This window comes from Rhizobiaceae bacterium, assembly GCA_023953835.1.
GTDB lineage: Bacteria > Pseudomonadota > Alphaproteobacteria > Rhizobiales > Rhizobiaceae > Mesorhizobium_G.
In genome coordinates, this window is the sequence record JAMLJB010000002.1 from 433,841 (window position 1) to 446,212 (window position 12,372).

9 protein-coding genes are annotated in these 12,372 nt (G+C 66.0%); 2 read left to right on the top strand and 7 right to left on the bottom strand.

Going from position 1 to position 12,372, the window contains the following annotated elements:
* Positions 1–71 precede the first annotated feature (71 nt).
* Together M9924_19875 and M9924_19880 are read left to right on the top strand one after the other, a co-directional pair.
* Positions 72–1,502, top strand: coding sequence for a CHAD domain-containing protein (locus tag M9924_19875; GenBank protein ID MCO5066646.1), 1,431 nt, complete (start codon positions 72–74; stop codon positions 1,500–1,502).
* 80 nt (positions 1,503–1,582) lie between these two features.
* Complete coding sequence (locus M9924_19880; protein ID MCO5066647.1) at positions 1,583–3,070, top strand: pyruvate kinase; 1,488 nt, start codon at positions 1,583–1,585, stop codon at positions 3,068–3,070.
* A gap of 21 nt (positions 3,071–3,091) precedes the next feature.
* Here the strand turns inward: M9924_19880 and M9924_19885 are convergent, their stop codons facing one another.
* The 7 genes from M9924_19885 to M9924_19915 form a co-directional block, all read right to left on the bottom strand.
* Positions 3,092–5,656: a cation-translocating P-type ATPase gene (locus tag M9924_19885; GenBank protein ID MCO5066648.1), complete on the bottom strand. Its 2,565-nt coding sequence runs from the start codon at positions 5,654–5,656 to the stop codon at positions 3,092–3,094.
* A gap of 54 nt (positions 5,657–5,710) precedes the next feature.
* On the bottom strand, positions 5,711–6,583 hold the full coding sequence (locus M9924_19890) for an ABC transporter permease (protein MCO5066649.1): 873 nt from the start codon (positions 6,581–6,583) through the stop codon (positions 5,711–5,713).
* 21 nt (positions 6,584–6,604) lie between these two features.
* The gene (locus tag M9924_19895) at positions 6,605–7,360 is read right to left on the bottom strand and encodes an ABC transporter ATP-binding protein (GenBank protein ID MCO5066650.1); all 756 of its coding nucleotides are present in this window, start codon (positions 7,358–7,360) and stop codon (positions 6,605–6,607) included.
* A gap of 25 nt (positions 7,361–7,385) precedes the next feature.
* The gene (locus M9924_19900) at positions 7,386–8,408 is read right to left on the bottom strand and encodes an ABC transporter substrate-binding protein (GenBank protein ID MCO5066651.1); all 1,023 of its coding nucleotides are present in this window, start codon (positions 8,406–8,408) and stop codon (positions 7,386–7,388) included.
* A 194-nt stretch (positions 8,409–8,602) separates the two neighbouring features.
* The gene (locus M9924_19905; protein ID MCO5066652.1) at positions 8,603–9,544 is read right to left on the bottom strand and encodes an alpha/beta hydrolase; all 942 of its coding nucleotides are present in this window, start codon (positions 9,542–9,544) and stop codon (positions 8,603–8,605) included.
* A gap of 147 nt (positions 9,545–9,691) precedes the next feature.
* The gene (locus M9924_19910; protein MCO5066653.1) at positions 9,692–10,468 is read right to left on the bottom strand and encodes an IclR family transcriptional regulator; all 777 of its coding nucleotides are present in this window, start codon (positions 10,466–10,468) and stop codon (positions 9,692–9,694) included.
* A gap of 124 nt (positions 10,469–10,592) precedes the next feature.
* Positions 10,593–12,335, bottom strand: a complete 1,743-nt coding sequence (locus M9924_19915; GenBank protein ID MCO5066654.1) for a thiamine pyrophosphate-binding protein — start codon at positions 12,333–12,335, stop codon at positions 10,593–10,595.
* Between the last annotated feature and the right edge of the window lie 37 nt (positions 12,336–12,372).

The following is a 12,372-nucleotide window of genomic DNA, read 5'->3' on the forward strand; positions in this document are numbered from 1 at the left end:
GGCGCGGATTTTCTGCAACAATTCGATGCTATGGACATAGGACGAGCACGCGAAGCGGCGGGAGGTCGGCATTGGCGCAGGAAATCGAACTGAAGCTCGAACTGACGCCGGAGGCAGCCGATACGCTGCTTGGCTTCGACCTGCTTTCAGGCGAACCCGCAAAGGTCGGACTGCAATCGATCTATTTCGACACGAGCGCGCAGGATCTCAGGCGCGGCGGCTTCTCGCTGCGGATACGCCGGGCGGGCGACCGCCGTATCCAGACGATCAAGGCGGCGAGCGGGCCTCCGGCGGGCCTGTTCGTGCGGCCCGAATGGGAGCAGCCCGTCGACGGCGACGTGCCGGTGCTGGAAGAAACCACGCCGGTCAAGGCGTTGCTGGGCGATGTGGTCGACCGGGTCAGGCCCGCCTTCGAGGTTCACGTCGAGCGGCGAAGCTGGCTGGTGGAAACGAACGAGGCCACGCTGGAACTTGTGCTCGACCGTGGCGAGGTCGTGGCCGCCGACCGCCATGCACCGATCTGCGAGATCGAGATGGAGTTGAAGGCGGGACCGCCCGAGGCGCTGTATGCGCTGGCGCGCCACATCGGGGAAGTCGTCCCTATGCGGATCGGCGTGGTGAGCAAGGCCGAGCGCGGATACCGGCTGATCGGCCCGCTACAGCGCTCCGTCAAGTCCGAGCCGGTCGCGGTGACGCCGGATATGAGCGCCGTCGCGGCCTTCCGGCTCATCGCAGGCGCCTGCACGCGCCACTTCCGGCTGAATGAGGCGCTGGTCGACCGCTTCAACGCGGAAGCGCTGCATCAGGCCCGCGTGGCGCTGCGACGCCTGCGCTCGGCCTTCGCGATCCACAGGCCGATCATCGGGGATGCCGGGTCCTCACGCCTGAACGAGGAACTGCGATGGCTGGCCAACGAACTCGGCGCGGCACGGGACCTGGACGTACTTGTCGCCCGCGCCGGGGCGGACGGCATGCGCGCTGCGCTGGAGCGCGCCCGCAACGCGGCATATGACGAGGCCGAGGCCGCGCTGGACTCGCCGCGAGCCCGTGCGCTGATGCTCGACCTTTCGGAATGGCTGGCCACCGGCCCCCTTTCGGAGAGCGGGGACGCGCGCGATTTCGCCGGCGCCGCGCTCGACCGCTTCCGCAGCAAGGTCAGGAAGGGCGGGCGCGACCTTGCCCGGCTTGGGGATGAGGCCCGCCACGAGGTGCGCAAGGACGCCAAGAAGCTGCGCTATGCCGCCGAATTTTTCGCGCCGCTGTTCACCGAAAAGCGCCAGCGGCGGCGATATGCGCGCCTGATCGCCGAGCTGGAGCAGTTGCAGGACAGGCTCGGCACGCTGAACGACATGGCTTCCGTCGCCGCCGTGCTGTCCCGCGCGGGACTGGACAGTGAACCCGGCGCGGAAAGGCTTGCGGCTGCGGGAAACAAGGCCCTTCTGGTCGAGGCGGCAGCGGAGGCCCAGGACGCCTTTGCCGATACAAAGCCTTTCTGGCGCTAGCGGGCTTCTGGCGCTGGGGTCCGGCCCCTTCATCGATCTGTCATCTGAGTTTCCTAGGGTCACCAAAAAACGAGGGCGGCATGGACGATCTGGACCTTTCCAAACTGCTTGAGGATGTGGAGGCGCTGCGCACGGCTGTGGTCGCCGACGCCCGCCAGTTGACCAAGCGGTGGAGCGGCTGGATCGACCGCAAGGATTTCGCTGAGAGCGCGGAGAACTTCGCGCATTACCTTGCCTTTCGCGCGCACGACATCAGGCCGCTCCAGCGGCGGCTGATGGCGGTCGGCCTCTCCTCGCTCGGGCGCGCGGAAGGTCGCGTCCTGCCGACGCTCGATGCCGTCCGCCATGTGCTGCGTGCCCTGAACGGAGCGGAGCAGCCCACCCTCAAGGCCGACCCCGCCTTCTTCGCCGGGGAGGAGCGCATCGCCGCGCGCACCCGCGAGCTGTTCGGCGAACGCAGCCATCACAGCCCCGTCAATCTGATGGTCACGCTCCCTTCAGAGGCCGCCGACGATGTCGGCTTCCTGCTGCGGCTGGCCGAGCTGGGCGTGGAGGCGGTCAGGATCAATTGTGCGCATGACGGCGAAGAGGCATGGGCGCGGATGATCGCCAATGTCGAGACCGCGGCCGAACAATCCGGGCGGCGCATGAAGGTGCTGATGGACCTCGCCGGTCCGAAAATCCGCACCGGCAATGTCCGCAAGGTCAAGGGACTGAAGCGCGTCGCGGTCGGCGGCGAGCTTGCCATTACCCTGCCCGGGCGGCTCGACGACCCGGACGAGTCCTTGCCGGCAATCGAATGCACGCTGTCGGAGGCGCTGAACGCAGCCGACATCGGGCACCGCATCTTCATCGATGACGGCAGGCTCGACACCCATGTCGTGCGGCGCGAGCCCTGGGGCGTCGTGGCGAGCATCGTCGCCGGGCCCGAGGAAAAGGGCTACAAGCTCAAGACGGAAAAGGGGATCAACTTCCCCGATACGGATTTCACCGTGCCAGCCCTGACCGACGACGATCTCGCGGCGCTCGGCTTCGTCGCCCGCCATGCCGACGGCATCGAGTTCTCCTTCGTGCAGGATGCCGAGGATGTGGTGCTTCTCCAGGAGGCGCTTTCGCACGAAAGGCCGGACGACTGGCGCAGCCTCGGGCTGGTCCTCAAGATCGAGACCGACCGCGCGGTGAAGAACCTGCCCGACATGCTGGTGCGGTCGGCTGGGCGGCAGCCCACCGCGATCATGATCGCGCGCGGCGACCTCGCGGTGGAGATTGGCTTTGCGCGTCTTGCCGAGATGCAGGAGGAAATCCTGTGGCTGGCGGAGGCCGCGCAGGTTCCCGTCATCTGGGCGACGCAGGTGCTCGAAAGCTATATGAAGAAGGGCGTGCCCTCGCGCGGCGAGATGACGGACGCGGCGATGGCGGTTCGCGCCGAATGCGTCATGCTCAACAAGGGTCCATACCTGTTCGAGGGCATCGCCGAGCTTGACCGCCTTTTCGGGCGGATGGGCGAACATATGCACAAGAAGACGCCGCAGTTGCGGCCGCTGAAAAGCTGGGCGCTGCACGCCTGACCTACCGCATCGACGCGGCGCTCAGTAACGCAGGCTCCTGCGCCACAGCGGCTTGGCCAGTTCAAGCAGGACGAACACCATCACGCCTGCGCCCAGCGCCAGCGCGAGGTCGTCGCGATGCAACGATCCGAAGCGGAACAATTCCCTCAGCGAAGGCACCAGCAGGCTGGCCGCCATGATTGCGCCCACGGCGAGCAGGATCCACCGCAGCGCCGGGTTGGGGCGGCGCAAGGCGGTGACAGGCGAGGAGCTGAAGGAGCGGTTGACGAGGATAAGGCTCACGATGGCCAGCACCAGCGACAGGAAAGAAAGCGCCCGGACCTCGTCCGCCGACAGGCCGTTGCGGAGCGCCATCAGGTAGATCGCCGCAACCAGCGCAAAGACCAGCCCGCCCTGCAGCACGCTCCACGCGATCAGCGACCATGAGAACAGCGGCTCGTCCGGCGGGCGCGGAGGGCGGTCCATCACGTCCTTCTCCTCCGTCTCCGCCTCGAAGACCAGCGAGCAGACGGGGTCGATAATCATCTCCAGAAACGCGATGTGCACGGGGCTGAAAATGATAGGCAGGCCGAAGGCCAGCGGCAGCAGCGCCAGACCGGCGACCGGCACATGCACGGCGAAGATGAAACCCATCGCCTTGCGCAGATTGTCGTAGATGCGCCGCCCAAGCCTGATCGCCTTGACGATGGAACCGAAATCGTCGTCCAGCAGCACGATGGAAGAGGCTTCGCGCGCCACGTCGGTGCCGCGGCCCCCCATCGCCACGCCGATATGCGCGGCCTTGAGCGAGGGCGCATCGTTGACCCCGTCGCCGGTCATGGCGACGATCTCCCCGCCGGCCTTGAGCGTCTGGACAATGCGCAGCTTCTGTTCGGGCATGATCCGGGCGAAAATATCCGCATCCGCCACGCGGCGCGCGAACGCCGCATCGTCAAGCGCTTCGATCTCGCGGCCCGAAAGCGCCTCGCCGGACTCCAGCCCTGCCTGCCGGGCGATTGCCGCCGCCGTCGCCGGATAGTCGCCCGTAATCATCACCACGCGGATGCCCGCCGAGCGGCATTCCCGCACGGCGGCGGGCACGCTTGGCCTCAGCGGATCGGCAAGGCCCACGAGCCCCAGGAAATCGAAGCGGAAATCGCGGGGCGAGCCGGGCAACTCACCCTGTGCGTGGGACGCCTTCGCCACGCCAAGCACCCGCAGGCCCGCAGCCGCCATCTCTTCCACGGATTGCGTCATGGCGGCACTCGCCCGCGCGTCGAGACGGCACAGCTTCGCAATGGTCTCGGGCGCGCCCTTGGTCGCGACCACGACCGCATCCCCCTCTCCGCCCGGCCGCCACGCCTGCGTGACGGCGAGCAGGTCGGGCCGCAGCCCATAGGCCCGCACCAGCTTCCAATCCTGCGCCGGGACCGCGCCGCCAGCCGCCAGCCGCTCGCGCGCCAGCTCGTGGAAGGCTCGTTCCATCGGGTCGAAAGGGTCGCGCTCGCTGGCCATGAGCCCTGCGGCGGCAAGGTCGCGGAAGCTGCCCTCAAGGCTCGCGGCGGGCGTGTCGCCGAGCCGCAGCGCGCCCTCCCCCGGCGTGCGCAGTTCGGCAATGGTCATGCGGTTTTCTGTCAGCGTGCCGGTCTTGTCGGTGCACAGCACGGTCGCCGAACCCAGCGCCTCGATTGCGGCGGCGCGCCGAGTCAGTACCTTTGCGCGCGAAATCCGCCATGCGCCCATCGCCATGAACACGGCGAGCACGACCGGAAACTCCTCCGGCAGCATGGCCATGCCGATGGTGATACCGGCCAGCACCGCGTCCAGCCAGCCGCCCCGCAACGTCACATAGAGGATTACCGCCAGGAGGCTCACAATGCCGCCGCCGACGGCGGAAAGCCGCACAAGGCGCCGGGTCTGGGCCTGCAATCGCGGCGGCTCGGCTTCAAGCTCGTGGAGCGACTGGCCGATCCTGCCGATCTCGCTCAGCGCCCCCGTCGCGGTAACCATGGCGATGCCCGCGCCGCTGACCACCAGTGAGCCGGAATAGACATAGGGCAGCCCGTCGCCGCCCGGACGCGGCTGCGCCTGCGTTTCATTCGGCTCCGCGACCTTGCGCACCGGCATCGATTCGCCGGTCAGGAGCGATTCGTCGGCCTGGAAATCGTGGCTTTCGAGAAGGCGCGCGTCGGCGGGCACCCTGTCGCCCTCGCCCAGCACCACGAGGTCGCCACGCACCACCTCGCGGCCCGCGATGCGCTGCCGCTCGCCGTCGCGGATAACCAGCGCGCGCGGGCTGGTGAGGTCGCGCAGCGCCTCCAGCACGCGCTCGGTGCGGCTTTCCTGCACAACGGTGATTACCACCGACATGCCCGCGAATATCAGCAGGATCAAGGCCTCCTGAAGGTCGCCGAGCAGCAGGTAGATCAGGCCGCCCGCCAGAAGCAGCGCCAGCATCGGCTCGCGCAGCACCTCCAGCATGATCCGCAAGGTGGTGCGCCGGGCGGCGCGGGGCAGTTCGTTGTAGCCTTCGGCCTCAAGCCTCTCGCGGGCTTCCGCCCTGCTGAGGCCGGTCATCGGGGGAGGAACGGGGCGCGGCGTGGTCATCGCCACTTATACCGCCCCGCATGGCGCGCACCAGAGCGCGCCGGACGAAACGCCCTAAACCGTGGAAAGACCGGCCTTCTTCCACCTGAGCGCGCGGCGCGTCACGAGGCTGACCAGCGAGTCGATCAGGAACGCGATCATGAGCACGCCGACAATCGCAGCGAACGTTCCGTGCGCGGCGAACTGGTCGGCATTGCGCGCCAGCAGGTAGCCAAGGCCCTCATTGGAGGCCAGCATCTCGGCCACGACCACGCCGACCAGCGCATAAGGCACCGAAATCTTCAATCCCGCCGCCACCCAGGTCAGTGCGGACGGGATGATGACGCGCGTCGCAAGCTGATAGCGCGATGCGCCCATGATCTTGACGGCGGCGATCAGCTCCGCGTTCACCTCGCGGATGCCGTAGAGCGTGTTGTAGTGCACGAGGAAGAAAACGATCGTCGCCGCGAAGGCGACGCGGAACTCCATTCCAAGCCCGAACCAGAGCAGGAAGAGCGGGGCGAGCGCCAGTCGCGGCAGTGTGTAGAGCGCCGTCACGAGAGGATCGAGCACCTCGCCCAGCCTCACCCACGTACCCGTCAGATATCCGAACGCGATGCCGCCGATTGCGCCCACCGCAAAGCCGTAGACCGTCGCCTCAAGCGTCACCCATGTATTCTTCAGGTAGGTGCCGTCGTTCAGCCATTGCCACATGGTCTGCCCGATCCTCGACGGCTTGCTGATGTAGAGCGCGGGAATCCAGCGATCCGCCGCATATTCCCAAAGGCACAATATGACGATCAGCAGGATCACCTGAAGGGCGAGGTTTTCAAGCCGCCGCCGCTTCGCGCTCACGCGCTTCGGCGCGTGCAGCAGGGCTTTCTTGCCGGCTTCCGACACCGAATATGGCGCGGCGGCGGCGCTGCCTGCCGTGGCTGTGCTCCTCATGGCTCCTCCTCCTCGCTCCCCTTAGCGATGCACGATGGTCGACATCACGCGGCGCAGGTGCTGCTCACATTTCGCATATTCGGGAGAATTGCGCACCTTGGCCAGGTCTTTCTTCTTGCCGAATCCGGGCTTCACCTCGTCCAGTATCACCAGCGGGCGGTTGCCGAGGATGATGATGCGGTCTGCGAGGATCACGCTTTCGGCAATGTCGTGCGTAACGAACAGCACGCTGCTGCCCACCCTCTCCACCGTGTTGAGCAGTTCGGCATGCATCAGCTCGCGCAATTGGGCGTCGAGCGCGCCGAACGGCTCGTCCATAAGCAACATCGGCGGGTCGTAGATCAGGCTGCGGGCAAGCAGCGTCCTGCGCCGCATTCCGCCCGACAGTTCGGACGGATATTTCCTGCCCGCGTCCTTCAAGCCGACCAGTTCCAGCATCTCGGCGATTTTTTCCTGACGCCGGGCAAGCGGCATCCCGGCCAGTTCCAGCGGCAGGCCGACATTGCGCTCCACCGTCTGCCAGGGCAGCAGCGTGTCGCCCTGCGTCATGTAGCCGACCCTGCGATTGATGCCCCGAAGCGGCTTGCCCTCGAACTTCACCTCGCCGGCCAGCGGCACCAGCAGCCCCGCCGCGAGGTTCAGCAATGTCGATTTTCCGCAACCGCTCGGGCCGAGCAGCGCGACGAACTCGCCACGATCCACGCCGAGGCTGAAATCGGCGAGGATCGGCTCCTCCTCATTGTAGCCGAACCAGGAATTCTCAATCTCTAGAAGCATGGCGGCTTTCTTCGGCGACGGCCCGCTACTGGCGGCGGGCCATCTCGGCGACCATCTTGTCGTAGGCTGCCGGTTGAGGGTCAGCTTTGGTCATCCTGCTGTTCATGTCGAGAAGCGTCGCCCAATCCTGCGCACTCACCGCTCCGTCATCATAGAGAACCTTGATGGCCTCGGGAACACTCTCGCTCCAGATCCGGTCGCTGACGGATTCGTGCCATTTCTGCTTCACCGCAGTCGCGGCGGCGGGATCGGTCTTGAGCCGCGCCACGGCGTCGACCACCGAATCGTGAATCTCCTGCGCCTTTTCCTTGTTGGCCTCATACCAGTCGCCGCGCACGAAGACCGCCATGAGCGGGATGCCGACGGCCGCCGGGAAATCGCCACGCGGAATGCTGATGAGCCTGATGCCGGACTTGTCCGCGACCAGATCGTTCAGCGAGCCGACGGACCACAGCGCCGCGTCGATCTGCCCGTTGCGGATGCCTTCCATCATGGCGAGCGGGTCCGAGAGCTTCATGGCCTCGACATCGTCGGCCACCGACATGCCGACCGAGCGAAGCATCAGGTCAAGCGTCGCCTCATGCAGCCCGAGCGCCGAAATGCGCAGGCCCTTGAGCGCCTTGAGCTTGACGTCGATGGGGTCGTTCTCCGTCACCCCGAGCCGTTCGGCCACCTTCGAGGACAGGATCAGTTCGGTGATGGGGGCCGTGGTCGCCGCGATTACCCTCAAGTCGGCGCCGTTGACCACCGCGTCGATGCCGTTGGTGGTGGCGTGCTGGCACACGTCTATCTGGCCGCCGATCAGCGCGGTGATGCAATTGTTCTGGTTCAGGAACTCGAATTCGCCAGCCTTCAAATCGTGCTTGGCGAGAATCTCGCGGTCGGTGTCCAGCATCTGGAACGTCAGGCTGGCCAGCGACCGCGTTCCGATGCCGACGCTCACCGTTTCGGGATCGGCGGCCATGGCCGCAGGCGACGCGCCGACGACAGCGACCGTGACGAGCGTCAGGGCCAGGTTTCGCAGGCGACGATAAAGTTGGTGTTGCATCAAGATTTCCTCCCTGGATGGACCGGCCTGCCGCCACGGCAAATCACCGGTCGATATGCGTTGGCTCCCCCACGCGGTTCCGGCCTTTTCGCCGGGCATCTCCTGAAATTGGCTCGCAAGCGCCGCCAAGGCGTTCCGCTTAGTGAGACATAAAACCGCTTTGTGGGATACACTCGGCGGGAAACTTACCTGTGTCAAGGGTTGGAATGAAACGGAACGATTTCCGCCAGCAGTTCGGCGGGCAGTTCCTCCGGGATGAAATGGCCGCAGTCCATTTGCCTTCCGACGACATCGAGCGCCTTGGTCCGCCACACCGCCATCGGGTCGAAGAACCGGCCCGCCGGGCTGTGCTTGCCCCATAGCACCTGCAACGGACAGCGGATGCGTGCATCGGCGTCGGCAGCGTCGTGCTCGAGATCGGTCGTCGCGCCTGCCCGGTAGTCCTCGCACATCGCGTGGATCGACGCATCGTTGTAGGCCGCGCGGTATTCCGCGAGCGCCGTTTCGGAATAGGGATGCGCCGCCTTGCTCAGGCCAAAGAGAATTGCGTCGAGATAGGTGTCGCGCGCACCTCCGATGATTTTCTCCGGAAACGGATAGGGCTGGATCGCGAGGAACCAGTGGCACAGCGCGGTCGCGAGTTCCCGGGTCACATTCCCGTACATGGAAGCCGTCGGCACGATGTCGATCAGCGTCATGCGCTGCACCACGTCCGGCCAGTCCAGCGCCATGCGATGGCCGACGCGCGCACCGCGATCATGCCCGATGAAAGCGAAGCGCTCATGGCCGAGTTCGCGCATCACAAGCACCTGCTCCCGCGCCATCGCGCGTTTGGTGTAGGGTTCGTGGTCGGCGGTCGTCTCGGGCTTCCAGCTTCGGCCATAGCCGCGCAGGTCCGTCATGACGACGGTGAAGGAGCGCGCGAGTTCGCCAGCCATGCTTTGCCACTGGACCAGCGTCTCGGGGTGGCCGTGGAGCAGCAGCAGCGGGTCGCCCTGCCCTCCGACGAGCGTGCGGATGCCGCCGCCGCAGACATCGATGGTGCGCTCGGTGAAGCCCGGAAAGAGCGGGCTTATGTCCGGCCAGGGATAACCCTCCCTTTCCGTGCTCAAAGCCATCGCGGCTTGCTTCTGCATGTTTCCATCCTCCTCCGGGCGCGCGAGCCCATGTCTCATATTCCGAGACATGAATCCATCTGATGAGACTAGAAATCAATGAGGGGTACTGTCAAGACGATGCGCCCGGCCTTGCCGGTCCGGTCAGGCGCATGTCGAAGGGAAATGTCAGGGCGTGGGCAGCGTGTCCGCGATCGACTTGAGGTCGAGCTGGGCCATGCGCGCCTCTTCATGCAGCATCGCGGCAATTTCGGCGAGCCTGCCCTCGGACATGCGGTCGGTGATCGCGGCAACGCTGAGCGCGGCGACGGTCGTAGAGCCGACCTTGAAGACCGGAACGCCGATGGCGCTCATGCCCTTGATGATCCTGCCAGGATTGAGCGCATAGCCCTGCCGCCGCGCCTGCGCGACCATTTCGCGGATCGAGGCCGCGTCAAAGCCGAACTTCGCCATTCGGTCGCCGGAGGCGGCAAGGATGCTTTCCACATCCTCGTCGGGCAGGAAGGCGAGCAGCGCCAGCGAGCCTGCCCCGACGCCGAGCGGTCGCCGGTCGCCCGGCTGGAGGCTCAGTGTCTTGATCGGATAGGTGCCTTCCTCGCGGGCGATGCAGACCGCGTCGTCGCCCATGCGGATGCTGAGATAGACCGTGTCGCCGGTTTTTTCGGCGACGCGCAGCATGGCGGGGGCAAGCCGCCGCGCGATGCCGAAGCGGTTGGAGGCGGCGTTTGCGAGCGTGATGAGCCGGAACCCCGGATAGTAGGTCTGGCGCTCCGGATCGTAGTCGATCAGGCTGACTTCCTGAAGCGCCTTGAGAAACCGATGGGCCGTGGCCCGGCCGAGATCGGTCTGCCTCACCACGTCATAGAGGCGGCAGCCCTTCTCGCCGTGCTTCGCCACCACGTCGAGCACCGCGCTGGCTCGCCTTACACTTTGTACGCCTTCCACGACGATGTCCCATCCTGTGAGATGCGATTCCCTAGCCCATACATCTCATAGTCGTCCAAAAATGGCGAGATCGCGCGCGGCGGCGTCCGCCGCAAAGTGAACAGCCCGGATTCAGGGCCAGAACTCAGACCGGGCGATCCCCCTTCTCCACCTTGAGCGTACGGTTGTCGACGCCGGGCAACATCTTCGACGGGTCGCGCGTCACCACAAGGTCGATCACGGTCGGGCTCGAAATGTTTTCCAGCCCCTCGCGAAGCGCGTCGGCCACCTTGTCGGGGTCCTCGACGCGGATGCCGCGGCAGCCCATGGCATTGGCGATCCCCGCATAGTCCATCTCGACAAGGTCCGAAGACTCGTAGTTCCCCGGGCCGTAGACCGCGTGCTGGAGCGCCTTCACATAACCGGAAGCGGCGTTGTTGAACACGCATGTCACGAAGTTCGCGCCTGTTCGCCGTGCGGTCTCCAGCTCCCCGATGGTCATGTTGAAGCCGCCGTCGCCGGTCAGGCTGACCACGCGTCGACGGGGACCGACGCCGAGCTGCGCGCCGATGCCGCCCGGAACGCCGTAGCCGATGGAGGCGAAGCCCCGGTCGGCGACGAAGTGGCGGCCACTCCGTTTCGTGTCGAACAGCAGTCCGCTCCAGTGCGCGGCAAAGCCGCCATCGGCAACCACCACCGCGTCCTCCGGCAGCAGCACGTTGAGTTCGTTCATCAGCCTGCCGACATTGATCGGCTTTTCCGTGGAATGCAGCTTTTCGGAAGCGCCCTGAAGCCAGGCGGCCATGCGGCTTGCCACTTCTTCGCAATAATCCTTGCGCAGCGCGCGCCCGGCGGCGCCGTTGCCAAGCTCGTCGGCGAGGTCTTCCAGGAATGTCCTTGCATCCGCCGCGATCGGCACATCTGCCCGCGTGGTCCGGCCCAGTTCCTCCGGCAGGATATCGACATGCACCACCGGCACATGGCCACCCGGAAGCTGGAAACGCTTCGTTGCGATCTCGCCCAGCTTGCACCCGACGACGATCAGCAGGTCGGAGCCGTCGATCAATTCGTTCGCGATGCGCGAATAGCGCCCGAACAGGCCCGCCGACAAGGGATGCACGCAGGGGATGCCCCCCTTGCCCGACATCGTGTGGGCAACCGGGATCGCATGCTCCTCCGCCAGCTTCAACAGCGCGTCGCAGGCCTGCGAGATGTGAATGCCGCCGCCCACAAGAAGCATCGGCCGCTTCGCATCCCGCAGCAGCTTCGCCACCTGCACGACGGCGGCGGCCTCTGCCCGTGTGCGGCGCGACTGGGCGGACAGCGTGGCCGGATCCAGCCAGAAATCCGCCACGTCGAAATCATGCTCGGCATGCGCGACATCCTCCGGCACATCCAGCACCACCGGGCCGGGCCGTCCGCCCGTGGCGACCGCAAAGGCCCTGCGCACCAGTTCGGGCACGCGCTCGATGGTCTCCACCCGGATGAGTTCCTTGGCGGCAGGGGTCAGGATCTCCACCTGCCGCGCCTCCTGCGTCATGTTCTTCCATGAATGCGCGCGATTCGTATTGCCGGTTATGGCGATCATCGGGATGCCCGCGTTCAGGCTTTCGACAAGGCCGGTCACCAGATTGGTTGCGCCCGGGCCCAGCGTCGCGTCGCACAGGCCGGGGCGGTTGGTGATCCTCGCATAGGCGTCGGCGGCGAAGGCCCCGCAGCGCTCGTCATTGATGAGGATGTGGCGCAGCCCGAGCACCCGGCAGGCATTGTAGAAAGGAAGGAGCTGGAAGCCACCCATGCCGAAGATCGGGCCGGCGTCGCCGAGCTTCAACATTTCGGCAAGCGCGTCGCCTCCCGTCATCGTCCGAACCGAATTGCCTGTCGTCATAATTCCTCCCACTCGCAGTCGTATTCTCACTTAGCGA